The sequence below is a fragment of the Solwaraspora sp. WMMA2059 genome (assembly GCF_027497315.1).
Classification (GTDB): domain Bacteria; phylum Actinomycetota; class Actinomycetes; order Mycobacteriales; family Micromonosporaceae; genus Micromonospora_E.
The window spans coordinates 257,105-281,570 of record NZ_CP114908.1 but is presented as its reverse complement, the minus strand read 5'-3'; the positions used below and the strand labels follow the sequence as shown (position 1 = coordinate 281,570).

22 protein-coding genes and 1 pseudogene are annotated in these 24,466 nt (G+C 71.9%); 12 read left to right on the top strand and 11 right to left on the bottom strand.

Going from position 1 to position 24,466, the window contains the following annotated elements:
• Window positions 1-70 precede the first annotated feature (70 nt).
• Entirely contained in the window at window positions 71-940 is an 870-nt protein-coding gene (gene folP / locus O7553_RS01250; RefSeq protein ID WP_281553076.1) for a dihydropteroate synthase, read from the top strand.
• Between the two features lie 38 nt (window positions 941-978).
• On the opposite strand, the gene O7553_RS01245 is transcribed toward folP, so the two are convergent.
• On the bottom strand, window positions 979-1,356 hold the full coding sequence (locus tag O7553_RS01245) for an NADH-quinone oxidoreductase subunit A (RefSeq protein WP_281555407.1): 378 nt from the start codon (window positions 1,354-1,356) through the stop codon (window positions 979-981).
• A 303-nt stretch (window positions 1,357-1,659) separates the two neighbouring features.
• On the opposite strand from O7553_RS01245, the gene O7553_RS01240 reads away from it, so the two are divergent.
• Window positions 1,660-3,507, top strand: coding sequence for a 2-oxoacid:acceptor oxidoreductase subunit alpha (locus O7553_RS01240; protein WP_281553075.1), 1,848 nt, complete (start codon window positions 1,660-1,662; stop codon window positions 3,505-3,507).
• On the top strand, window positions 3,500-4,564 hold the full coding sequence (locus tag O7553_RS01235; protein WP_278171615.1) for a 2-oxoacid:ferredoxin oxidoreductase subunit beta: 1,065 nt from the start codon (window positions 3,500-3,502) through the stop codon (window positions 4,562-4,564). Before O7553_RS01240 ends, O7553_RS01235 begins: the two co-directional genes overlap by 8 nt.
• A 22-nt stretch (window positions 4,565-4,586) precedes the next feature.
• Here O7553_RS01235 and O7553_RS01230 read toward each other — a convergent pair whose 3' ends face one another.
• On the bottom strand, window positions 4,587-5,606 hold the full coding sequence (locus tag O7553_RS01230; RefSeq protein ID WP_281553074.1) for a potassium channel family protein: 1,020 nt from the start codon (window positions 5,604-5,606) through the stop codon (window positions 4,587-4,589).
• A 223-nt stretch (window positions 5,607-5,829) separates the two neighbouring features.
• Between O7553_RS01230 and O7553_RS01225 the strand changes: the two genes are divergently transcribed.
• Window positions 5,830-6,102 (top strand): hypothetical protein, encoded by a 273-nt coding sequence (locus O7553_RS01225; RefSeq protein WP_281553073.1) that lies wholly within the window; start codon window positions 5,830-5,832, stop codon window positions 6,100-6,102.
• A gap of 229 nt (window positions 6,103-6,331) precedes the next feature.
• Window positions 6,332-6,862, top strand: a complete 531-nt coding sequence (locus O7553_RS01220; RefSeq protein ID WP_281553072.1) for a phospholipase — start codon at window positions 6,332-6,334, stop codon at window positions 6,860-6,862.
• Between the two features lie 82 nt (window positions 6,863-6,944).
• Here the strand turns inward: O7553_RS01220 and O7553_RS01215 are convergent, their stop codons facing one another.
• Complete coding sequence (locus tag O7553_RS01215; protein WP_281553071.1) at window positions 6,945-9,728, bottom strand: adenylate/guanylate cyclase domain-containing protein; 2,784 nt, start codon at window positions 9,726-9,728, stop codon at window positions 6,945-6,947.
• Window positions 9,729-9,820: 92 nt separating this feature from the next.
• Window positions 9,821-10,057, bottom strand: coding sequence for a zinc ribbon domain-containing protein (locus tag O7553_RS01210; protein WP_281553070.1), 237 nt, complete (start codon window positions 10,055-10,057; stop codon window positions 9,821-9,823).
• 57 nt (window positions 10,058-10,114) lie between these two features.
• On the opposite strand from O7553_RS01210, the gene O7553_RS01205 reads away from it, so the two are divergent.
• Window positions 10,115-11,461 (top strand): lytic murein transglycosylase, encoded by a 1,347-nt coding sequence (locus tag O7553_RS01205; protein WP_281553069.1) that lies wholly within the window; start codon window positions 10,115-10,117, stop codon window positions 11,459-11,461.
• 73 nt (window positions 11,462-11,534) lie between these two features.
• A complete protein-coding gene (locus tag O7553_RS01200; protein WP_281555406.1) occupies window positions 11,535-12,554 on the top strand; it encodes a GNAT family N-acetyltransferase in 1,020 nt (339 codons plus the stop codon).
• A 60-nt stretch (window positions 12,555-12,614) separates the two neighbouring features.
• Here O7553_RS01200 and hemB read toward each other — a convergent pair whose 3' ends face one another.
• The 5 genes and pseudogenes from hemB to O7553_RS01175 form a co-directional block, all read right to left on the bottom strand.
• Window positions 12,615-13,586, bottom strand: coding sequence for a porphobilinogen synthase (hemB, locus tag O7553_RS01195; protein ID WP_281553068.1), 972 nt, complete (start codon window positions 13,584-13,586; stop codon window positions 12,615-12,617).
• Window positions 13,587-13,662: 76 nt separating this feature from the next.
• Window positions 13,663-15,243 (bottom strand): uroporphyrinogen-III synthase, encoded by a 1,581-nt coding sequence (locus O7553_RS01190; protein WP_281553067.1) that lies wholly within the window; start codon window positions 15,241-15,243, stop codon window positions 13,663-13,665.
• A gap of 115 nt (window positions 15,244-15,358) precedes the next feature.
• A pseudogene (gene hemC / locus O7553_RS01185) lies at window positions 15,359-16,270 on the bottom strand (hydroxymethylbilane synthase); the annotation flags it as partial.
• Window positions 16,267-17,586, bottom strand: a complete 1,320-nt coding sequence (locus O7553_RS01180; protein ID WP_281553066.1) for a glutamyl-tRNA reductase — start codon at window positions 17,584-17,586, stop codon at window positions 16,267-16,269. The gene O7553_RS01180 and the pseudogene hemC, both read right to left, overlap by 4 nt.
• On the bottom strand, window positions 17,583-18,398 hold the full coding sequence (locus tag O7553_RS01175) for a redox-sensing transcriptional repressor Rex (protein ID WP_281553065.1): 816 nt from the start codon (window positions 18,396-18,398) through the stop codon (window positions 17,583-17,585). Before O7553_RS01175 ends, O7553_RS01180 begins: the two co-directional genes overlap by 4 nt.
• Before the next feature lie 338 nt (window positions 18,399-18,736).
• On the opposite strand from O7553_RS01175, the gene O7553_RS01170 reads away from it, so the two are divergent.
• Both O7553_RS01170 and O7553_RS01165 read left to right on the top strand, forming a co-directional pair.
• On the top strand, window positions 18,737-20,035 hold the full coding sequence (locus O7553_RS01170) for a sensor histidine kinase (RefSeq protein WP_281553064.1): 1,299 nt from the start codon (window positions 18,737-18,739) through the stop codon (window positions 20,033-20,035).
• A 24-nt stretch (window positions 20,036-20,059) separates the two neighbouring features.
• Entirely contained in the window at window positions 20,060-20,704 is a 645-nt protein-coding gene (locus O7553_RS01165; protein ID WP_281555405.1) for a response regulator transcription factor, read from the top strand.
• A 52-nt stretch (window positions 20,705-20,756) separates the two neighbouring features.
• Here the strand turns inward: O7553_RS01165 and O7553_RS01160 are convergent, their stop codons facing one another.
• Window positions 20,757-21,404 carry an HAD hydrolase-like protein gene (locus O7553_RS01160; RefSeq protein ID WP_281553063.1) on the bottom strand — a complete coding sequence of 216 codons (648 nt, stop codon included), beginning with the start codon at window positions 21,402-21,404 and terminating at the stop codon, window positions 20,757-20,759.
• Between the two features lie 84 nt (window positions 21,405-21,488).
• Window positions 21,489-21,746, bottom strand: coding sequence for a glutaredoxin family protein (locus O7553_RS01155; RefSeq protein WP_281553062.1), 258 nt, complete (start codon window positions 21,744-21,746; stop codon window positions 21,489-21,491).
• A 207-nt stretch (window positions 21,747-21,953) separates the two neighbouring features.
• Here O7553_RS01155 and O7553_RS01150 point away from each other — a divergent pair, with 207 nt between their 5' ends.
• The 3 genes from O7553_RS01150 (at window position 21,954) to O7553_RS01140 (ending at window position 24,463) form a co-directional block, all read left to right on the top strand.
• Window positions 21,954-22,133 carry a hypothetical protein gene (locus O7553_RS01150; RefSeq protein ID WP_281553061.1) on the top strand — a complete coding sequence of 60 codons (180 nt, stop codon included), beginning with the start codon at window positions 21,954-21,956 and terminating at the stop codon, window positions 22,131-22,133.
• A 98-nt stretch (window positions 22,134-22,231) separates the two neighbouring features.
• Window positions 22,232-23,068: an ECF subfamily RNA polymerase sigma factor, BldN family gene (locus O7553_RS01145; protein WP_281555404.1), complete on the top strand. Its 837-nt coding sequence runs from the start codon at window positions 22,232-22,234 to the stop codon at window positions 23,066-23,068.
• A 243-nt stretch (window positions 23,069-23,311) separates the two neighbouring features.
• On the top strand, window positions 23,312-24,463 hold the full coding sequence (locus tag O7553_RS01140; RefSeq protein ID WP_281553060.1) for a DUF5667 domain-containing protein: 1,152 nt from the start codon (window positions 23,312-23,314) through the stop codon (window positions 24,461-24,463).
• Window positions 24,464-24,466 lie beyond the last annotated feature (3 nt).

The window sequence follows — 24,466 nt, the reverse complement described above, 5'->3', positions numbered from 1 at the left end:
GCGACCGCCGGCAGTTGGCGTACCGCAGCCGGATAGCCTCCTGGCAGGCGGGACGGGAACGGAGGCACGGATGGGGCGTACGCTTCGGCTCGGCCGACGGTCCCTGGCACCCGGGGACCTCGCGGTGATGGCGATCGTCAACCGTACGCCCGATTCGTTCTTCGACCGGGGCGCGACCTTCGCGGCGGACGCCGCCCTGCACGCGGTCGCCGCCGCGGTCGACGCCGGCGCGGACATCGTCGACATCGGCGGGGTGAAGGCCGGACCCGGGACCGCCGTCGACGTGGCCGAGGAGATCGACCGTACGGTCGGCACGATCGCGGCGGTCCGGGCCGCCTTCCCGGACCTGGTCATCTCGATCGACACCTGGCGGGCCGAGGTGGCCAGGGAGGCGGTCGTGGCCGGCGCCGACCTGCTCAACGACACCTGGGCCGGCGCGGACCCCCGGCTCGCCGAGGTCGCGGCGGCGACCGGGGCAGGATTGATCTGCTCGCACACCGGTGGAACCGCGCCGCGAACCCGACCGCACCGGGCCGCGTTCGACGACGTGGTGGCCGACGTGGTGGGTACCGTGACCGGCCTCGCCGAGCGCGCGGTCGGTCTCGGGGTACGGCCGGACGGCATCCTGATCGACCCGGCGCACGATTTCGGCAAGAACACCCGGCACTCGCTGGAGGTCACCCGGCGGCTCACCGAACTGGTCGACACCGGCTGGCCGGTCCTGGTCGCCCTCTCCAACAAGGATTTCATCGGGGAAACCCTGGATCTGCCGGTCGACCAGCGGCTGGAGGGCACCCTGGCGGCGACGGCGGTCTCCGCCTGGTTGGGTGCCCGGGTGTTCCGGGCGCACCAGGTCGCGGCGACCCGGCGGGCGCTGGACATGGTGGCGTCGATCCGGGGCGACCGACCGCCGGCGGTGTCCCGCCGGGCGTTGGCCTGAGCGGGTACGGGTCGACCCGTGGTCAGGTCCAGCGGAGGTCAGGTCCAGCGGAGCACGTTCTTGCGCCAGGCGTAGAGGATGCCCAGCGCCAGGACGGTCACGAAGAGGCCCATCTCGGCGACGGTGACCAGGCCGAACCCGGGCCGGTCGAAGATCACCGCCCAGGGGAAGAGGAAGACCGCCTCCACCGCGAAGAGCACGTACAGGAACGCGTACACGTAGTAGCGGATCTGCGCCTGGGCCCAGTCGCCGCCCACCGGGTCGAGGCCGCACTCGTAGCTGGCCCGTTTACCGACCGGGTCGGCCGGGCGCCCCGGCCGTAGCAGCCGGTTGGCGCCGTAGCCGACTGTGAAGAAGGCGACGCCGACCAGCAGCAACAGCCCCAACGTCGCGTACGAGCCGAGGTAGCCCTGCATGTCCGGCAGCCTACCGTCCGGTCGTCGGGTCGGCGTGGGCCGAGCGGTGGAGACCGACGTCGCCACCCCGTGACCGTCGGGTGATTCCAGTCCCACCGGGCGGACCCGAGCCGGGTATCCGACCCGATCCGACGTAGGCTCTGCTGAGAGTGTCACCATGGTTAGGACGCCCTTACCGGGACACCCATCGTGGCGCCGGGCAACGGTAGCGCCACGGCCGGCAACAGCCGCAGGACCGCCGGCAACCGCCCCAGCACGGCCGGCGATCCACGCCGCCGGCAGGAAACGAGGAGGTCAGCTCACGTGACCAAGCAGGTCCGTCAACTGGATCGGGTGGTCATCCGTTTCGCTGGCGACTCCGGTGACGGCATGCAGCTGACCGGCGACCGGTTCACCTCGGAGACCGCGCAGCTCGGCAACGACATCTCCACGTTGCCGAACTTCCCGGCCGAGATCCGGGCTCCCGCCGGCACCCTGCCCGGGGTGTCCAGCTTCCAGGTGCACTTCGCCGACTACGACATCCTCACCCCCGGCGACTCGCCCAACGTCTTGGTCGCCATGAACCCGGCGGCGCTGAAGGCGAACCTCGGTGACCTGCCGCGCGGCGCGGACATCATCGTCAACACCGACGAGTTCACCCGCCGCAACCTGGCGAAGGTCGGGTACGCCACCAGCCCACTGGACGACGGCTCGCTCGACGGGTACGCCGTACACCCGGTGGCGCTGACCTCGATGACCATCGGCGCGCTCGCCGAGCTGTCCGTTTCGAAGAAGGACGCCGAGCGGGCGAAGAACATGTTCGCGCTGGGTCTGCTCTCCTGGATGTACTCCCGGCCCTACGAGTCCACCATCCGGTTCCTGGAGCGCAAGTTCGCCAAGCGCCCGGACCTGGTGGCGGCGAACATCGCCGCGTTCAAGGCCGGCTGGAACTTCGGCGAGACCACCGAGGATTTCTCGGTACGTTACGAGGTCAACCCGGCCCGGATGCGCCCGGGCACGTACCGCAACATCACCGGCAACGCGGCGCTGTCGCTCGGGCTGGTGGCCGCCGGGGTCCGGGCCAAGCTGCCGGTCTTCCTCGGCGCCTACCCGATCACGCCGGCCTCGGACATCCTGCACGAGTTGAGCAAGCACAAGCGGTTCGGTGTGGTCACCATGCAGGCCGAGGACGAGATCGCCGCGGTCGGTGCGGCGCTCGGCGCGGCGTACGGCGGCGCCCTCGGCATCACCACCACCTCCGGGCCCGGCGTGGCGCTCAAGGGCGAGACCATCTCGCTCGCCGTCGCGTTGGAACTGCCGCTGGTGATCGTCGACGTGCAGCGGGCCGGGCCGTCCACCGGCATGCCGACCAAGACCGAGCAGGCCGACCTGAACATGGCGCTGTTCGGCCGGCACGGCGAGGCACCGGTCGCGGTGATCGCGCCGCGCTCGCCGTCGGACTGCTTCCACGCCGCCATCGAGGCGGCCCGGATCGCGCTCACCTACCGCACCCCGGTGCTGCTGCTGTCCGACAACTACGTGGCCAACGGTTCCGAGCCGTGGCTGCTGCCCGAGGTCGACTCCCTGCCCGACCTGCAGGTCGAGTTCGCCACCGAGGCCAACGACGACGACGGCAAGACCTTCCTGCCGTACCTGCGCGACCCGCAGACGCTGGCCCGGCCGTGGGCGATCCCCGGCACCCCCGGCCTGGAGCACCGCATCGGCGGTCTGGAGAAGGCCGACCGCACCGGCGACATCTCCTACGACCCGGCGAACCACGACTTCATGGTGCGGACCAGGCAGGCCCGGATCGACGCGATCCCGGTGCCGGACGTCGAGGTGGAGGATCCGAACGGCGACGCCCGGACGCTGGTGCTCGGCTGGGGGTCGACGTACGGACCGATCGGCGCCGCCTGCCGGGCGCTGCGCCAGCGTGGCCTGTCGGTCGCCCAGGCCCATCTGCGGCACCTGGCACCGCTGCCGGCCAACCTCGGCGAGGTGCTGCGCAACTACGACCGGGTGGTGATCCCGGAGATGAACCTCGGTCAACTGGCCCACGTGATCCGGGCCCGTTACCTGGTCGACGCGATCGGTTACAACCAGGTCCGTGGCCTGCCGTTCACCGCCACGGAGCTGGAGACCATGCTGGAAGAGGTCGTGAAGAATGTCTGAGCCCGCCCGCAACGGACGCCCCGGCGGTACGCCGGTGGCGGTCAAGCTCACCGCCAAGGACTTCAAGTCCGACCAGGAGGTGCGCTGGTGCCCCGGCTGCGGTGACTACGCGATCCTCGCCGCCGTGCAGTCGTTCATGCCGGAACTGAACATGCCCCGGGAGCGGATCGTCTTCGTCTCCGGCATCGGCTGCTCGTCGCGCTTCCCGTACTACATGAACACGTACGGCATGCACTCCATCCACGGCCGGGCGCCGGCGATCGCCACCGGTCTGTCGGTGTCCCGCCCGGACCTGTCGGTCTGGGTGGTGACCGGGGACGGTGACGCGCTGTCGATCGGCGGCAACCACCTGATCCACGCGCTGCGCCGCAACGTCAACCTCAAGATCCTGCTGTTCAACAACCGGATCTACGGGCTGACCAAGGGGCAGTACTCGCCGACCTCCGAGCTGGGCAAGATCACCAAGTCGACGCCGGTCGGCTCGGCGGACTCACCGTTCAACCCGCTGTCGCTGGCCCTCGGCGCCGAGGCGACCTTCGTCGCCCGGACCATCGACTCCGACCGTAAGCATCTGCAGTCGGTGCTGCGCGCCGCCGCCGAGCACCAGGGTTCGGCGTTCGTGGAGATCTACCAGAACTGCAACATCTTCAACGACGGCGCGTTCGAGCAGTTGAAGGAGCCGGCGACCCGGGACGACTACCTGATCCGGCTGGAGCACGGCCAGCCGATCACGTTCGGGGCCGACGGGCAGTTCTGCGTGGTCCACCCGCCTGGCGGTTTCGGGTTGGAGGTCCGCGAGACCGCGTCGGTGCCGGCCGAGCAGATCGTGGTACACGACGCCACGATCGCCGAGCCCGCCTATGCGTTCGCGCTGTCCCGGCTGCCCGCCGCCGATCTGCGCAACACGCCAATCGGGGTGTTCCGCAGCGTGTCCCGGCCCAGCTACGACAGCTTGATCCAGACCCAGGTCGAGCAGGCCCGGGCGGCGGCCGAGGGCACCCCGGAGGAGCAGTTGGCCGGGCTGCTGCGCAGCGGCGACACCTGGTCGATCAACTGATCGGTGCCGGTCGGCTCGGATGTCAGCCGATCGACGGCGTGCTGGCCGAGGTGCGGTCGTCCCGCACGTAGACCAGCAGGTCACCTGTCTCGATCTTGACGCTGTCCGGGTCGGCGAGCGACACCACCCGGCCGCGCCGGATCAGCGCGATCACCAGGTTGGCCAGTTGCCGAGGTGAGGTGCCCACCTCGTCGCGGTTCGCCGAACGCATCGCCAGCGCCATCCCCTGTCCCGGGGTGAGCAGATCCTCGACCACGTCGATCAGCGGCGGTGCCGACGTGGACAGGCCGAGCAGCCGGCCCGCGGTGGCGGACGAGACGATGACATGGTGCGCGCCGCTCTGCCGTAGCAGCGGCGCGTTCTCCGCTTCCCGGGCGGCGGCGATGATCCGTACCTTCCCGGCGGTCAACTGCCGGACGGTCAGCGTGACCAGGACTGAGGCGTCGTCGCTGTCGGTCGCGATGATCACCGCCTTGGCATGCTTGACGTGCGCCTCGTTGAGCACCGACGAGCGGGTGGCCGATCCTTCGATGGCCACCAGCCCGGCGGAGGTCGCCTGCCGCAGGGCGATCCCGCTGCTCTCCACGACGACGATGTGCTGCTTGTCGAAGCCGTTCTCCAGCAGCGCGGAGACGGCGCTGCGGCCCTTGGTGCCGTAGCCGCAGATGATGACGTGATCCTTCACGTTCTTTCTCCACCGGGTCAGTCGAAGGTTCGTCCGGTACTGCTCGGTGAGCACCTCCAGGGTGGTGCCGACCAGGATGATCAGGAAGACCACCCGGGCGGGCGTGATGATCAGGACGTTGACCAGCCGCGCCGTCTCGGTGACCGGGGCGATGTCGCCGTACCCGGTGGTGGAGAGGCTGACCACCGCGTAGTAGAAGCTGTCGAGCAGCGAGACTCCGTCACCGTTGGCGTCCCGGTAGCCGTCGCGGTCGGCATACACCACGGCCACCACGCCGAGCACCAGGCCGACCGCCGCCGACAGCCGCAGGCTCAGTGCCCGCAACGGCCCTTGCCGTACGGCGGGAAAGTGAATCACCGCCGGCCCGCCTCCGCCTTCATATCCCCGTACACGCCCACAACATAGCTGTTCCGTGCCGCCTGATCTTGATCGCCTGGACAACACCTTGTGCCAGGTGCGTCCGGGGCGGAAGCAGTCGTATCCCGCCGCCTCAAATCTTGCTTAGAGACATTGCATCGGGACGCAGTGTTGTTGATGCTCACCCGGCGAGCCCATCCATCCGCCAGTTCCGGAGCAGCCTGTGAACCCGCCACGACCCACCGCCATTCCCGCGATCACCCCGGGGACGGTATTGCGACTCGGCAAGAACGACTGGCGGTACGGCGGACACAATCTCATACTTCAGGTGGAGCAGATGCGACCCGATCTGTCGGCCTACTACGACAATCGGTGGGTGTGGATCATCGGACGTTCCCTCGGAACGGATGGTGGCGGCCTCGGCCGAATGGTCGCCCTGGTCCGGGTCGCCGCGTTGCCCGGTGCACCCCGGGCCGACGCCGCCGACGCCGGCTGATCGGACCGTCCGGGTGACCGGGGATCAGGGCCGGGCAGGCTGGAGGGCCGCAACGGCCGGGCGATGTGACCGGTCCGGCCGACTCGTCTGTTTACACACCGGTCGACAAACGATCAGGCTGACTACAGATCGACTCCAGCTGATGCCGTGAGACTGTGGACACGCTTGTGACCCACCGGTAACAAGCATGCCGACGCCACCCGACGGACCGTCCACCGGAGGTATCGCTATGTCCCGACGCCTGACCACCCTGCTCACCGCCGCCCTGCTCGGCCTCACCGCCGCCCTCGGCACGGCCGGCCCCGCCGCCGCCGTGCCCGCCGACAAGCCCACGGTGCTGTCCAACTGGACCCAGACCAGCGCGAGCAGCTACAGCGTCTGGAACTCGGCCCGGCTCAACCAGGGCGCCTGGGCCGCGTACCAGTTCGACTGGTCGACCGACTACTGCTCGTCCAGCCCGGACAACCCGCTCGGGTTCGACTTCCGGCTCTCCTGCCACCGGCACGACTTCGGCTACCGCAACTACAAGGCGATCGGCCAGTTCTCCGCCAACAAGGCACGGGTGGACAGCGCCTTCTACGAAGACCTCAAGCGGGCGTGTGCCCGCTACAGCAGCTTCGTCCGGCCGGCCTGCCTGAGCCTCGCCTGGACGTACTACCAGGCGGTGCGCATCTTCGGCGTGCCGGTCGTGAACGCCGCCGACCTGGAGCGGGCCCGGCAGCTGCAGGCCGCCGGGCCGCGGCTGGCCGGGACCGACTGACCGGCACCGCACCGGCCGGCCCTCCCTCTCCCCCGGGTCCGGGCCGGCCGCTGGTCAGCACAGCTGCGGCACGAGCCGCCGGTCACCACGGCCGTGCCGGCCGCCGGTCACCACGGCCGCCGAGCGGGCCACCGTCACCGACCGCGTCGGCGGATTCGTCGGCGAACCACCGGGCGCCGGTCGTCAGATCCGGATGCTCCACCGCGAGCGCCAACGCCGCCGCCTCGACCAGACTCATCCGGCTACCCTGCGCGTACCCGGCATCGAACGCGCTGTCGCCGATCGCCGACCGTACCTTGGCCTGCTCCTGCGCCCAGTAGCCGCCGAACATGCCGGCCGTGCTGCGCAGCGCCGAGCGGGTCGCCTGAGCGGCACCGAACAGGCGGGCAGCGGTCGACGGGTCACCGCCCAGCGCGCACCGGACCGCCATCGCGTTCAGCGTGTCGCAGGCCCGCCGGTGGAACCCGTACCGCATTCGGGACCGCAGCGCCACCACCAGGTGGTCGTGCGCGGCGACCAGGTCCCGGCGGCCCAACGCCACCAGCCCGAGCAGCATGTCCACGGTCCGCCGGCCGCGTTCCGCCGGCCGGGCGGCCTCCGCCGGCCGGGCGGTGGCCAGCACCTCGGCGGCCTCGTCCAACGCCCCCCGCCGGCAGAGCAGCTCGGCCAGGCTGTACACGGCGAACAGCGCGTCGCCGACCGCGCCGTTCGCCGCCGCCCAGTCGATCACCCGCCGGCACACCTGCTCGGCCTCGACGAACTGTCCGAGATCGATGAGCGAGGCACCCCGACCGGCCAGCACCCGGGCCAGCAGACCCGCGTCGCCGGCCTGCCGGGCGGCGGCCTCCGCCCGGTGCGAGAACCGCATCTCCTCGCCGAACTCGCCGTCCGCGCCCGCGTGCTGCGAATGCATGTGGTACGCGGCGGCCAGCTCCGCCTCGGGAATCGCCTCGCCGGTCTCGGCGATCCGCCCGTACAGCCGGAACAGCCACAGCCTGCCTTCCCTGGCCAGGCCGCGTTCGCGCCACCACTGGTCGAGCCCGCTGGCGAGCTGCAGGCCGCGCCGGGCGCTGCCACCGGTGGTGCTCCACCGCAGCGCGGCCCGCAGCTCGTCGGCCAGCGGGTCGAGGGTGTACAGCGAAAGGGTGACCGGCTTGCCGTCCGGACCGAGGTAGGCACGCTGCAACGCGTGCAGCGCCCAGGCCACGTGCCGGTCCCGGGCAACCTGCTCCTCGCCCGCTTCGACCAGCCGCCGTGCCGCGTATGCCCGGATCGGGTCGAGCATCCGGTAGCTGGTGCCGCCGGCGGCCGGCTCGGCCTGGATCATCGATTTGTCGACCAGCACCGCCAACGGCCCCAGCGGATCGTCGTCGAGCAGCCACTCCACGGTGGCCAGATCGATCGGTCCGGCGAAGACCGACATCCAGCGCAGCAGCCGGGCCGCCCGGGGGGCCAGCGTCCGGTAGGACCAGGTGACCGTCGCCTGTAGCGTGCCGTGCCGCCGTCCGGCGGAGCGCTGCGCGTCGACCGGCTCCTCCTGCCCCGCGTCCAGCACCCCCAGGACATCGTCGAGGCGGTCCACGAGCTGCCCGACGGAGAGCACCCGCAACCGGGCGGCGGCGAGCTCGATCGCCAGCGGCAACCCGTCCAGCCGGGCCGCCACCCGGTGCAGCTGGGCGGACTCGGTCGGACCCGGCGGGTGCCCGCCACGGGCCGCCGCCGTGCGGTCCAGCAACAGCGCCACGGCATCGCTGGGGCCACCGGCCGGCCCTGGTTCGGCCGACATCGGCGGAATCCGCCACACCACCTCGCCGGGCACCCCCAACGGCTCCCGGCTGGTCGTCAGCACCCGGACCTGCCGGCCACCGCCGAGCAGCCGGGCGATCACCTCGGCACACGCCGCCGGCTGAGCGTCACAGGTGTCGAGCACCAGCAGCAGCCGGCGGGCGGCCGCGTACTCGACGACGGTGTCCAGGATCGGCCGGCCCGGCTCCGGCCGCAGGCCGAACACCGCGGCGACAGCAAACGCGACCAGCCCGGGATCGGTGACCGTCGCGACGTCGACGAACCACACCCCGTCCGGATGGCCGGCCGGAGCCGGGTCCGCAGCCGGTGATTCGGCGGCGGCACCGCCGCTGGCGTCGGCCGCGACCTCGATTGCCAGCCGGGTCTTGCCGGCGCCGCCGGCACCCACCACGGTGACCAGCCGGTGTTCGGCGACCAGCTGGCGCAGCTCGTGGCGTTCGGTCCGGCGACCGACGAAGGAACTGACCTGATTGGGCAGGTTGTGGCTGGCCGAGTCGGCCGTACGCGGTCTGGGGAACTGCCGCTCCAGCCCGGCGGCGATCAGCTGGAACAGCCGCTCCCGGTCGTCGAACCCGCGCAGCCGGTGCAGGCCGAGATCGAGCAGCGAGACGCCGACCGGCAACGGGTCGGCGGCCTGGGCGGTCGCAGCGGAACAGAGGACCTGGCCACCGTGCGCCGCCGCCGCGATGCGCGCCGCACGGTGTACCTCTGGACTGGCGTACTCGCCCCCGACCGGCTCGGCCTGCCCGGTGTGCAGCCCCATTCGTACCCGGGGTGCGACATCCGGGGTCGGCCACTCGTGCGCGGCCAGCGCCCGCTGCGCGCGCAGGCAGGCGTCCAGTGCGGCGGACGCGTCCGCGAACGCCACGAAGAACGAATCCCCTTCGGTGAACAACTCGGTGCCGTCGCTGGCCGACAAGGTACGCCGGACCAACCGTCGGTGTTCGCTGAGCACCGGGCGGTAGTCGCGGCCGAGTAGTCGGGCCAGCCTCGTCGATCCTTCGATGTCGGTGAACATGAAGGTGACCAGTCCGCTCGGCAGTGCGATCGGTGCCGACACCCGTGGAACCTCCGCCCCGCTGGGAAGTCGCGTTCATGCTGCCGCAGTCAGGCAACCCAGCTCATCGCGAACCGGTCAGCGCCGTGGGTCAACTAGCATCCGCACCCGCCCCCGCAGCAGCCGCCACCTCCGCCGGCCTGGGCTGGCGGCATTGCCGGCAGCCCACCGGAGGCCCCGGCGCCACGGCCGGTGATCGCGACGGTGGACAGCAGCTTGACCGTGTCGGGATGTCCCTGCGGGCAGGACGCCGGATCGCCTGCCTGGGTCATCGGACGGTTGACCTCGAAGGTGTCGCCGCACGCGCGACAGCGGAACTCGTACCGGGGCATGTGGATAGGGTACGGCGGGAACTGACGCTCCCGGCCGGATGGGTGATACTCGACGACATGGTCGAGGACGGATCGGGTACGCCAGCACCGCACCGGTTGCGTCCGGCGGTGCCGGCGCCTGCCCGGCCGCCGCGGCAGGAAAGCGCCCCGGACCCGGACACCATCCGGTCGACCGGCACCGCGTCGACCGGCGACACCGGACCAGGCAGCGACACCGGACCGACCAGCGAACTCCGACCACGCAGCGACACCGGGTCCGGCGCAGGTGGCGGCGACGACACCCGGCGGACCGCCGACAGCGACCCCGGCGACAGCAAACCCGCCGACAGCAGACACGCCGACAGCAAATCCGGCGGCACCCGGCCGATCGGTGCTTCCGCAGACGAGCAGGCGCGGCCGGCGACCGACCCACCCGTACCGGCACCCGTACCGGCACCGGCACCGGCACCGGCCACCACGCTGGCCGTGGTCGGCCGACACCGCCGGGAGGACGCGCCGTTCGGCACCCGGATCGGCTGGCTGCACCCGGCACGGCTGCGACCGGTCCGGCGCGGCCTGCGCCGAGCGGCCCGGGCGGCCGGCGCCTGGAGTCGCCAGCCGGCCGGCCGGTTGGCCCTGCCCGGTCTGCTCCTGCTGGCGCTGGTCGCCGGCAGCGGCACCGCCGGTGCCGTGCTGGTCCCAGCGGCCGCCGGCGACCGGCCTCCGGCCCCCTCGCCCACGGCGCTCGGCACCACCGCCGTACCGCAGTTGCCTGAGACCACGGACCCCGACCTGCTCGAGCCACCGGCGGATCCCCCGCTCGACGGCGGGCTGAACCCGGGTGCCCCGACCCGGCCGGCCACGGTCCTCGCCGCCTGGGCGACCCGCACGGCCAGCCGGGTCGACATACCGGTGGTGGCGATGGAGGCGTACGGCTACGCCGAGTTGGTGCTGGCCACCACCACGCCGGACTGCCGGCTGTCGTGGACCACGCTGGCCGCGATCGGCATGATCGAGTCGACTCACGGCCGGGCGAACGGATCACGGTTGGACGCCGACGGCCGCGCCGTACCGCCGATCACCGGGCTGCCGTTGGACGGTGCCGGCGGACGTCAGCGGATCACCGACACCGACAACGGCGAGTTGGACAACGACCCGGTGTACGACCGGGCGGTCGGCCCGATGCAGTTCATCCCGACCACCTGGGCGGAGTTCGCGGTGGACGCGGACAACGACGGTGTCATCGATCCGCAGGATATCGATGACGCCAGCCTCGCTGCCGCTAACTACTTGTGTCGGAACGGGCGCGATCTGTCCACACCTTCTGATTGGTGGAGCGCGATCCTGTCGTACAACAACGTGCAGCCGTACGCCCAGGCGGTCTTCGACACCGCCAACGACTACGGTGCCCGTAGCCGTACTTAGTGCAATCAGATAGCCACAATTTCCCGCCCGGCCACTTTCGCAACCGGCGACTTGGCGGCAAGCTAGACGCGTGATGGTGCGCGAGTGGGACCCCCGAACCGCGTCGTCCGCCGAGATCTCATCTCTGCTGGACTGTCTCAACCGGGTATTCGAGGCTGACCTGCCAGGTGATCCGTACTGGCGGCCAGACTTCCTCCGGGAGTACCTGACCGAAACCATGCCCGGGGTCCGACGAATCTGCTGGCTGGCCGAGGAGGCCACCGACGACGGCCGGCCGGGGCCGGTCAACGGGCACGTCAACGTGCTGCTCCTCGGCGACATCGGAGTGCTAGAGGTCCTGGTCCGGCCCGACGCCCGGCGCAACGGCCTGGGCCGGGAACTGCTGGCGCTCGCCGTACGCCGCGCCTACCACGAGGGGTTCAGCTCGGTCGGTGTCGAGGTCATCGGGGGCACCTGCGCCGTCGACTTCTACGAGTCACTGGGGTTCGCCCGCCAGTTCCGGGAGATCCGCAGCGTGCTCCGACTGCCGGCGGTCGACTGGACCGCGATCGAGAAGACGGCACAGGACCCGGTCCCCGGGTACCAGATCGAGTTTCACCCGGGCGGGCCGCCGGAGGGCCTGGTCGATGCGTACGCCCGGACCAAGGCCGAGCAGAGCGTGCCGGAGGACGGCGACCTGGACCTGCGGCCCAGCTCCTACGACCCGGACCGGCTCCGGGACAGCCTCGACTGCCTACGTCGCCGCGGCATGACGCCGTACATCGTGCTGGCCCGGCACCTGGCCAGCGGCGCGGTGGCCGGGCTGACCGAGGTGGTGGTGCCGGCGCAGCACCCGACCCGGGCCGACCAGTACGACACCATCGTCGCCCAGGCACACCTGGGACACGGCATCGACCGGGCGATCAAGGCACGGATGCTGCTGGAGCTGCGTACCGTCGAGCCGCGGCTGGCCGAGGTGCAGACCTGGAACGCCGAGGGCGACGAGGATCTGATCGCGATCAACGCGGAACTCGGCTACCAGCCCGACCGGGACTGGTGGGACTACGGAGCCGACATCGCCACCCTGATGCACCGGCTCGGCGTGCGCAGCTGAACGACCGGGTCGGTGGATGCGCCATCGACCCGGGCTGGCGGGTGCCGTCGACACCCCCGGTCAGAGGGCGTTCGCGACCTCCGTCGCCCAGTAGGTGAGGATGATCTGCGCGCCGGCCCGCCGGATCGACGTCAACGTTTCCAGGATCACCCGGTCCCGGTCGATCCAGCCGTTCGCGGCGGCCGCCTCGACCATCGCGTACTCGCCGGAGACCTGGTAGGCGGCGACCGGGACGTGCACCCGCTGGCGGACCGCCGCGATCACGTCCAGGTACGGCAGCGCCGGCTTGACCATCACCAGGTCGGCGCCTTCGGCGACGTCCAGCTCGACCTCGCGCAGCGACTCCCGCAGATTCGCCGGATCCTGCTGGTAGGTCCGCCGGTCACCGACCAGCGCCGACTCCACCGCCTCGCGGAACGGCCCGTAGAACGCCGAGGTGTACTTCGCCGCGTACGCGAGCAGCGCGGTGTCGGTGTGCCCGGCCGCGTCCAACGCCCGGCGCACCACCCCGACCTGGCCGTCCATCATCCCGGACGGTCCGAGCATGTCCGCACCCGCTTCGGCCTGCGCGACAGCCAGCTGTGCGTACGCGGCGAGCGTCGCGTCGTTGTCCACCGTCCCGTCGGCGGCGAGCAGACCACAGTGCCCGTGCGAGGTGAACTCGTCGAGGCAGAGGTCGCTCATCACCACGGTCGCGTCACCGACCTCGGCGACCACGTCCCGGATCGCGACGTTCAGCACGCCGGCCGGGTCGACACCGGCTGAACCGGTCGCGTCCCGGCACTGCGGCACGCCGAACAGCATGACCCCGCCGACCCCGGCCGCCACCGCCTCGGCGGCGGCCCTGCGCAACGAGTCCCGGCTGTGCTGGACCACTCCGGGCAGTGACGGGATCGGTCGCGGCTCGGTGAGCCCTTCCTTGACGAACATCGGCAGCACCAGCTCGGCCGGGGACAGCCGGGTCTCCTCGACCAGCCGCCGCACGGCGGCGGTGCGGCGCAGCCGGCGTGGCCGGCTCTGCGGATACGTCATCGCCCATCGTCTCCTGGCTCAGGCGTTCGCCGGCTCGGTGGTCGCCGAGCGGTCAGCCGACTCGGTGGTCGCCGGCTCAGCGGAACCGTAGCGCCGTCGGACCCTGCACCTTGGAGCCGCGCCGCTGCTTGGCCGGCATCGCCACCAGCTTCTCCCGAAGCTCGACCGCGTAGCCGGCCAGCGCCTCGACCAGCTCCGGGACCGACGCGTGCGTCGGCTGCACGTCCACCCGCAGGCCGAACTCGGTGGCGGTCTCGGCGGTCTTCGGGCCGATCACCGCGACCACGGTCCGGGCGTGCGGCTTGCCGGCGATGCCGACCAGGTTGCGCACGGTGGACGAGGAGGTGAACAGCACCGCGTCGAAGCCGCCGGACTTGATCGCGTCGCGGATCTCGGCCGGCGGCGGCGCGGCCCGCACCGTCCGGTACGCGGTGACGTCGTCGACCTCCCAGCCACGTTCGGTCAGCCCGGCGGCGAGGGTCTCGGTGGCGATGTCCGCCCGGGGCAGCAGCACCCGGCCGACCGGGTCGAGGATCTCGTCGTGCGGCGAGAACTCGGCCAGCAGCCCTTCGGAGGACTGCTCACCGGCCGGCACCAGCTCGGGCTGGATCCCGAAGGCGCGGACCGCGTCCGCGGTCGCCTCCCCGATGCACGCGATCTTGACCCCGCCGAAGTGCCGGGCGTCCAGCCCGTGCTCGGCGAACTTCTCCCACACCGCCCGTACGGCGTTGACCGAGGTGAAGACGACCCAGGCGTACCGGCCGTCGACCAGGCCCTTGACCGCCCGCTCCATCTGCGCCGGGGTACGCGGCGGCTCGACCGCGATGGTCGGCACCTCGCACGGGATGGCGCCGTAGGCGCGCAGCTGGGCGCTCATCACGCCGGCCTGCTCCTTGGTCCGCGGCACGAGCACCTTCCAGCCGTACAGCGGCCGGTTCTCCCACCAGCTCAGCTTGTCCCGCTCGGCGACCCCGGCACCGAGGGTGAGCACCACCCGACCGGTGAAGCCGAGCGCGGCGGCGACGAAGCTGTCCACCGTCGAGGTGGTGGTGTACTGGGTCTCGCCGGTCCCGTCCCCGGTCACCGCGACCGAGGTGGCACCGTCGACGCCGGCGGCGAGCAGTCCGTCGCGGACCGCGGCGAGCTCCCCGGCGTCGACCGCGAGGGCGAGCGAGCCCCGGCCGACCGCCGCGGCGAGGGCCTCGAAGTCGAGGCCGGCGGTGTCGTCGACGTCGGCCACCGTACGGATGCCGGGCAGCGGGACCCCGGCGTAGCCGGCCACCCCTTCGGCCTGGCTGACCCCGGGGACCACCTCGAACGGCACCGCGGTACGCGCGACAGCCTGCACCTCGGTCACCACCGCGTGGTGACCGAACGGGTCGCCGCAGACCAACCGGACCGCGGCCTGCCCGGACCGGGCGGCGGAGATCAGCACCTTGGCCACGTCACCTGGCGCGCCCTCGGCCGGACTGAGCTGGGTGTCCGTTTTGGCGCTGGCGCGGACCGCGGCGAGCAGCGTCTCCGGGACGCCCCGGTCGTAGACGACCTGGTCCGCCTCGGCCAGGGCGTCGTGCGCCCGGCGGGTCAGCAGGCCCGGGTCGCCGGGGCCGGCGCCCACGAACGCGATGTGGCCGGCGAGCTTACGGGTGCGGGTCATTTATGCTCCCCATGTTCTGGGTCGTCGCGCCGGACGGATTGGGCGCTGAAGGTCGCTGGGGTACCACGCCGTCGCCATCCGCGGTCCTGGAGGGACCGCCGGGCGTGGCCCCCGGAAGGATCGTGTCGGCTCCGGCGTCGAGCAGCTCGGCGGCGAGCGCCGCGCCGATCTCGACGGCGGTGGCCGGGGGACCGGTGCGCGACAGTCTGATCTCCCGGAGTCCGTCCGGGCTGATCACCGCCCCGCGCAGGTAGATCTCGTCGCCGTCATCCCCCTCGGCGACTTCCGCGTACGCCGCGACCGGTGCGCTGCAGCCGGCCTCCAGCGTCGCGAGCAACGACCGTTCCGCGGCGACCGCGGCCCGGGTCGGTGCATGGTCGAGCGTGCTGAGCAGCTCGACCAGGTCGGTGTCGTCGGCCCGGCATTCGACGGCCAGGGCGCCCTGGGCGGGCGCCGGCAGCATCAGCATCGGGTCGAGAGTCTCGGTGATCTCGGCGGTTCGGCCGAGCCGGGCCAGGCCGGCCCGGGCCAGCACGATCGCGTCGAGATCGGGCTGCGGGCCGCGCACCCGGCCGATCCGGGTGTCGACGTTGCCCCGGATCGGGGTGACCACGAGCTGACGGCCGAGGGCGTTCAGCTGGGCGATCCGGCGCAGTGCCCCGGTGCCGACGGTGGCCCCCGGCGCGAGCTCGGCGAGCATCCGGCCGTCCCGGCTGATCAACGCGTCCCGTGGATCCTCCCGGGGCGGCACCGCCGCGACCAGCAACTCCGCCTGGCCGGCGGTGGGCAGGTCCTTGTACGAGTGGACCGCGAAGTCGATCTCCTTGGCCAGCAGCGCGTCGCGTAGCGCGGAGACGAACACGCCGACGCCGAGCGCGGCGACCGGCGCGGTGGACCGGTCCCCGGCGGTGACGATCTCCACCAGTTCGACGTCGCGGCCGGTGGCGGCGCGCAGTGCGGCGGCGACCCGACCGGACTGGGCGGTGGCCAGGGCGCTGCCCCGGGTGCCCAGGCGCAACACACTCATCGGTCGGCCTCCAGGTCCGGCACGTCGCCGGCGGCGGAGGTGCCCGGCACCTCCAGGTCGAACAGTTGGCGCAGCAGCGCGGCGTACTGGTCACCACCGGGCTCGGCAGCGAGCTGACGCACCCGTACGGTCGGCGAGTGCAGCAGCCGCTGGACCACCCGGTGCACGGTGTGCGCGACCTCGGCACGCTGGTCGTCGGTGAGGTCCGGCCGACGCTGCGCGAGCCGCCGCAGCTCGGCGCCGACCACGTCGTCGGCGCGGCCGCGCAGCGCGGCCACGGTGGGTGCCACGTCCGCGCCGCGCATCCAGCTGAGGAACGACTCCACCTCGGTGTCGACGATCCGGGTGACGGCCGCCGTGTCCATCGCGGCGGGCGCGTCGGTGAGCGAACCGGCCAGGCCGTCGATGTCGATCACCGCGACACCGGGCAGCGCCGCGGCGGCGGGCTCCACGTCCCGGGGTACGGCGAGGTCGAGCAGGACCAGCGGGCCGGCCCGGTCGGCCGGGCGGGCGGCCAGCACCCCGGTGACGGCGTCGCGGGTGAGCACCGGCTCGGCCGAGGCGGTGGCGCTGATCACCAGGTCGACCTGGCTGAGCGCGGCCGGCAACTGGTCGTACGGCACCGCGGTGGCACCGTACGCACCGGCCAGCCGGACCGCCCGGTCGTCCCGACGGTTGACCACCCGGATCGACTCGACTCCCAGCCGGGCCAGGGTGGCGACCGCCAGGGCGCCCATCGCGCCCGCGCCGAGGACCAGCACCGGCCGGCCGGGCAGCCCACCGGGCAGCAGTTCGCCGCCGACCCGCAGGGCCGCGCTGACCACGCTCTGGCCGGCCCGGTCGATCCCGGTCTCGGCGTGTGCCCGCTTGCCGACCCGCAGCGCCTGCTGCATGAGCTCGTGCAGCAGCCGGCCGGTGGCGTCGGCCTCGTTGGCGACGTGGTAGGCGTCGCGCAACTGGCCGAGGATCTGCGCCTCGCCGACCACCATCGAGTCGAGCCCGGCCGCCACCCGGAAGGCGTGTTCGACGGCGGCCTGGCCGTAGTGCACGTACAGGTGGTCGGCCAGCTCGCCGGGGGCGCTACCGACCCGCGCGCCCAGCACGCCGCAGATGTCGGCGAGACCGCCGTGGAATCCGGTGACCGCCGCGTACACCTCGACCCGGTTGCAGGTGGAGAGCACCACAGCGGCGTCGACGTACGGTTGGGCGAGCAGCCGACGCAGCGTGTCGGGCACGTCGGTGGGGGCGACGGCCAGCTGCTCCAGGGTGGCGACCGGCGTGGTCCGGTAGGACGCGCCGACGACGAGAAGGTTCATGAGCCGACCGCTTCCGCCGGACCGGACCCGTCGAAGGTGGCCGCCGAGGCGTCGAAGGTGGCCGCAGCGGCAGGCCCGCCGCCCAGCCCACCCGGCAACGCGGTGAGCCCCGGCACGCCGTGGTCGTGGCCGGAGGCCGACTTGCGGTGCTCGTGGAAGGAGAGGATCTGCAGCTCGATCGCCAGGTCGACCTTGCGCACGTCGACTCCGGCGGGCACCACCAGTACGCATGGCGCGAAGTTGAGGATACTGGTGACCCCGGCGGCAACCAGCTGGTCGGCGACCTGTTGCGCGGCGGCGGCCGGGGTGGCGATCACCCCGATGGCGATCGACTCCTCGGCGGCGACCGCCGGCAGGTCGTCGATGTGCCGGACCACCAACCCGTTGATCTGTTCACCGACCCGGTCGGTGTCGGCGTCGAAGAGCGCGGCGATGCGGAACCCCCGACTGGCGAAGCCGGCGTAGCCGGCCAGCGCGTGGCCGAGGTTACCGACCCCGACGAGCGCGACGGCCCGCCGGTGGGTGAGCCCGAGCACGTACTCGATCTGCTCGATCAGCAGCGCGATGTCGTAGCCGACACCGCGGGTGCCGTATGAGCCGAGTTGGGACAGGTCCTTGCGGAGCTTGGCGGAGTTTACGCCGGCCGCGCTGGCCAGCCCTTCGCTGGAAACGGTCTCGTGACCGGCGTCGGCGAGGGTATGCAGGGCACGGAGATACTCCGGGAGTCGCGCGACCGTCGCCTCGGGGAGGTCCGGCAGCGCCGGAACGGCGTCGACCCGGCCGGACGCGCCTGGCTGGCGGTGCTGACTCATGTGTCTCCGTGCGATGCGATCATTGACCCGCCGGCCCGGCCGGTCAGTCCGGTGCCCCTGTGGCAACCGCCGTCACCTGTTGTGCTATCAGGGCTCGTCAGGATTACAGCGTAGGCGCTTGTGAACGCGTGCACAAATCGCGATCTTGATCGACGGTGATGGACTAGCCGCTGGATCCACGCTACCCGTCACACCGGTTTCATCCGGCGACAGCAGCATCATTATTACCAATTTCCGGCTTTTTGCCATGCGCCGCTCCGACAGGGGGGACAACCCCACCGCGATCGGCGGGGCGGCGGGAGTGACCGGCCCGCCACCTGGCACCTAGCGTCACTCCCATGACCGCAGTCGGCATTCCGCCCGCCCTCGCACGGCCCAGCCGGCAGACGACGTTGCGCCGGCTCGCCAGCGACTCCCTGTACGTACTCACCAGCCTGCCGCTCGCGCTGGCGAACTTCGTCGTCGGCGTCGTCGGTTTCGCACTCGGCGTCGGCCTGGTGGTCACCGTCGTCGGCCTGCCGGTGCTCAGCGGCACGCTGGCCACCGTCCGCGCGTTCGCCCAGCTCGAACGACACCGGATGGCCGGGGTCCTGGCCGCCGCCCGGGTGCAGCCGCGGTACGTGGCGCCGGGGCCGGACGCCGGCACCTGGCGACGGATCCTCGCCCCGCTCACCGACCCTCAGTCCTGGCTCGATCTGGCGTTCGGTGTGCTGCGCCTACCGGTGGCCCTGATCGCCGTGCCGGTCACCGTCACCTGGTGGACCGGGGCGCTGACCGGCTCGCTCTACTGGACGTACGACTGGTTGCTGCCCGCTGATCCGGACGGCGGTCTGGCGCCGTTGCTCGGCCTGGGCGACGCACCGGGCACCCGGATCGCCTTGTACACCGCGATCGGACTGTTCTTCCTGGTCACCCTGCCGATCGTGGTCCGCGGCTGTGCGTTGCTGCAGGCCGGCTTCGCCCGCGGCCTGCTCACCGGGGTGGCCCAGATGCGCGACCGGATCACCGACCTGGAGGAGCAGCGGCAGGCCGCAGTCAGCGCGGAGGCGACCGCGCTGCGCCGGCTGGAACGCGACATCCACGACGGGCCGCAGCAGCGACTCGTCCGGCTCGCCATGGACCTGGGACGGGCCCGCGAGCAGTTGGCGGCCGACCCGGACGCCGCCCGGCGCACCCTGGACGAGGCGCTGGACCAGACCCGCGAGACGTTGGCCGAGCTCCGCGCCCTGTCCCGTGGCATCGCCCCGCCGATCCTGGTCGACCGGGGGCTGCCCAGCGCGCTCGCCGCCCTGGCCGCACGCGGCGTGGTACCGGTCGACCTGTCGGTCGACACCCGGCTCGCCGCCGCCACGACGCGACCCGACCCGGCGGTGGAGACCAGCGCCTACTTCGTGGTGGCCGAGGCGCTGACCAACGTCGCCAAGCACAGCGGGGCGACCGCCTGCAGCGTCGGGGTGCACCGCCACGACGGCGGGTTGACCATCGTGGTCGCCGACGACGGGACCGGCGGCGCCCACCTCGCCAAGGGGCACGGACTGGCCGGACTCGCCGACCGGGTGCGGGCGCACGGCGGCACCCTCGCGGTGCACAGCCCGCCGGGCGGGCCCACCGAGATCCGCGCCGAGCTGCCCGGCTGAGCCCAGATGGTAGACATGGCACCCATGCGAGTGGTGATCGCCGACGACGCCGTACTGCTGCGGGAGGGCCTGGTCCGACTGCTGAGCGAGCACGGTCACCGGGTGGTGTCGGCCGTCGGCGACGGCCCGGCCCTGGTCGAGGCGGTCACCGAACACCGTCCGGACGTCTCGATCGTCGACGTACGCATGCCGCCGACGCACACCGACGAAGGGTTGCGGGCGGCGGTGCGGATCCGCGAACTGGTCCCGGGGGCGCCGGTGCTGGTGCTGTCCCAGTACGTCGAGGTGTCGTACGCCGACGATCTGCTCGCCGACCGGGCCGGCGCCGTCGGATACCTGCTCAAGGACCGGGTCGCCGCGATCGCCGAGTTCCTCGACGCCCTCGCCCGGGTGGCCGGCGGCGGTACGGTGCTCGACCCGGAGGTGGTCGGTCAACTGCTGGTCCGGCGCCGCCGCGACGACCCGCTGCGCCAGCTCACCCCGCGGGAACGGGAGGTGCTCGGGCTGATGGCCGAGGGGCGTTCGAACACCGCCATCGCCCGGCTGCTGGTGGTCACCGACGGTGCCGTCGAGAAGCACATCCACAACATCTTCAGCAAGCTCCAACTCGCGCCGGACACCGAACAGCACCGTCGGGTGCTCGCCGTACTGACCTACCTGCGAGGTTGACCGGGCCCTATCTGCGAGGTTGACCGGGCCGAGTTGGCTTTCCTGCCGCCGGTCAGTGGTCGGCGGCCAGCCGTACCGCCTCGGTGAGGGATTCCACGACCGGCACGCCGCGGGCCCGGAGCCGGTCCGGATCGGTGAAGCCGCCGGTGTACAGGATGCAACTTGCACCGACCGCCTCGGCGGCGTCCGCGTCGTCGATCGAGTCGCCGATCAGCACGGTCCGGGCCGGGTCGACCTCCAGCGCGGTCAGGTGCCGGTCGAGGTGGCCGGCCTTGCGGTCGCCGCCGACCGCCGTCCGCAGCCCGTCGATGCGCCGGAAGGTCCGGGTCAGGCCGTACGTGTCGACCAGCGGGACCAGTTCGTCGTGGAACCACATCGAAAGCAGCGACTGACTACCCGGCCAGCTGAGCAGCGCCCGTTCGGCGTCCTCGGCGAGTGCGCAGGTGGTCAGACCGGCCCGGTACGCGGCGTGGAAGATCTGGTCCAGCCGGCCGAACTCCTCAGCATCGACCGCCCGACCGAGAACGTCGGCGTAGTAGTCCGCGACCGGCCGACGGAAGGCCACCCGGTGTTGCTCGGGGGTGAGCACCGGGCCGTCGACGGTGGCGATCGCGTGATTGGTCGAGGTGACCACCAGCGCCAGGTCATTGAGCAGGGTGCCGTTCCAGTCCCAGACCAGATGGGTGTCAAGCGGGGCCACGGCGGCACGATACCGGCCACCGGCACCACCGGGCCAGCAGGTCAGCCCACCGACCGGCCGGCGGCCGGTCGGCCGGTCACCAGGTCAGCTGACCGACCGGCGCAGATCGTCGAGCAGCCGATGCTCCTCGACCCGCCAGTACCCGTGTTCCCGCCCGTCGAGCAGCACCACCGGGAGCCGTTCGCCATAGTCGCGCTCCAACTCGATGTCAGCGGTGACGTCCTGCTCCACCCATTCGTCGCCGGTCTGCCCCGTCACCCGGGCGATCGCCGCGCGGGCGTCGTCGCAAAGGTGACAGCCGGGGCGGGTGATCAAGGTGATTCTGGGCTGGCGGCGCGACACGCCGGGGAGCTTACCGCTTCCCGACAACCAATGCGTCGGGTAACCGACAGCGGACAGCCAGTGCGACATGGGCACGCCGCCCTGCGGAAATACTTCGTCGTTGTGTAACGGACTCCACACGCGTGGGTGACGTTGGCCCTATCATCGCCTTGGGTCGACTCACCCGTTTTGCCGTGAGTCGCCACCCCTCAGCCCGAGGAGGCCGCCGTGCCCGTTGTCGCACCGCACCAGCACCTCAGGAGGGTGCGCCGGTCCATGGCGCTCACCACCGATCTGCCGGACCGCACCGGCATCAGCGCCGGTACCAGCACCCAACTCACCGACCCAGGTGCCCGGGCCCAGCAACGAGCCGGGTCGCCGCAGGCACGAACGGAGGACGCCCAATGAGTGTCTACTCCCCGCAGATCGTTCTCCCGTCGGCCAGCCGCGAGGTAGTTGCCGCCCGGATCGCCCTCGCTGAAGGGTTAGCTCTGCTACGTACGTCGATGCACGAGATGCTCAGCATCACGATGCGCGGCGACGGCGGCACCCAAGGGACCAGGCCTCGCACCCAGCCCAACGAGGGGCCGAGCCGACGTCACGCCGGTACCAACACCAAGCCGATGGGCGGTGCGGTGGCCACCCCGGCCCGGCCGACCATGCCGACCCAGCCGGGCGGCAACGAGGCGGAGACCACCGTGCTGCCGGTGATCCCCGATCAGGGCAGCCGATCCGGCGCACCGCCGGGCGGCTATCCGGACCGGCCGGACCCGTCCGATCCCGCCCGCGAGGTCTGGGCGCTGGTGGAACGGGCCCAGGCTGGCGAGACCGAGGCGTTCGGTCTGATCTACGACCGGTACGTGGACACCGTCTTCCGGTTCGTCTATTTCCGAGTGGGCAACCGGCAACTCGCCGAGGACCTCACCTCGGACACCTTCCTGCGCGCCCTGAAGCGGATCGGCAGCTTCACCTGGCAGGGCCGTGACCTCGGGGCCTGGCTGGTGACCATCGCTCGCAACCTGGTCGCGGACCACTTCAAGTCGGGACGTTACCGACTGGAGGTAACTACGGGTGACGTAATGGATGCGGAGCGCGAGGATCGCGGCCCGGAAGGGAGCCCCGAGGCAGCGGTCGTCGACCACATCACCAACGTCGCCCTACTGACCGCCGTCAAGCAGCTCAACCCGGAGCAGCAGGAGTGCATCGTTCTCCGCTTCCTGCAAGGCTTCTCGGTCGCCGAGACCGCTCGGGCGATGGGCAAGAACGAGGGCGCGATCAAGGCCCTGCAGTACCGGGCAGTACGGGCGTTGGCCCGACTCCTGCCCGATGGTTTCCAACCGTGATCGCCCCCATACAGACAGCGATCACGGTCACGCGTAGTGATGAAGTTCGCCACCGGCCCGTAACCCAACTGACCACTCAGGCGTTTCTTGGGGTGCGACCGATGGTGCCAGCACCTCGCCAGCCATCAGGCAGCGTGCCAGGACCCGCAACGGGTCACCTCCCCAGCGACCCTGGCCGTGGTCGCACCGGATAGTGGCGACACCCGCCGCTGAAGCCGTGACCTGCGAAGGGAGGTGTCCGCGATGAGCAAGCTCAATCTCTTCCGCCGACGCGCCGAACGATTCGCACAACTTCTCGACCGCGCCGAGGCCGGTGGGCGGCACCATGTCCGCGATCCGCTGGACGACGAGCTGGCCGGGCTCACGACACTCGGGCGCCGGATGTCCGAGATGCCGAGGTCGCCGGAGAGCGGCGTGGACCCGGACTACCGGGCGCACCTGCGCGCCGTGCTGATCGCCACCGCCGAACGCGAAGGCATCGGCGCCGGCGCACCGACGGCTCCGTACCGCCGCCTTCCGGCACGGCCCCGGTCCCGCTGGTTCGCCACCCGGGCGACGGGCGCCCGCGCGGCGACGACCGCCGGCCGGGCCCGGACCCGCGCGGTCATCATCGCCACCGTCGCGTTCGGGGCGATCACCGTCTCCGGCATGTCCGCCGCCACCGAGCAGGCGGTGCCGGGCGACACCCTGTACGGGATGAAACGGTCCACCGAGCGCGCCCAGCTCGCCCTGGCCCAGTCTGACTCCTCCCGCGGACAGCTGTTCCTCAGCTTCGCCGAGGTACGAATGGGCGAGGCGCTCATCGTCTACGACGAGCCCGCCGAGTTCAGCGCGGTGCTGGACGACATGGACGGCCAGACCCGGGAAGGTGTCCGGCTGCTCACCTCCGCCGCCACCATCGGCGGTGACGGGACCCCGCTCGACGTGATCGACTCTTTCGTGGCCACGCAGCGTCCCACGTTGCGGCAACTCGCCGACGGGTCGGCGGCGAACCGGGACCGGGTCGGCAAATCACTCACCCTCCTCGACCGGGTCCGTGCCCGGACCACGGCGTTGCGCGACGAGCTGACCTGCTCGGCCTCGGCGACCAGCGACAGCGACGAACTCGGCCCGCTGCCGGCCCGCTGTGTATCGGCCGAGCCGGCCGGTAGCATTCGTGTCCCGGGCGGCCTGGTCGGGTCGCCTGCCGGGTCGTCGGTCGACGAGAGACGCGCCGACGTGGCCCCCGCCCCCGCCGCAGGTGCCGAATCGCCGGTCGACCCGGAGCCCGACGTCCGGCCGTCGACCAGTCCGCAGCAGTCGAGCCTCGCCGAGCCGCAGCTCGGCGAGGCCACCGAGCCGGATCTGCCGGGCCCGCGCCCGGCGGTCAAGGACAACCCGGCCGCTGACCGGTGACCT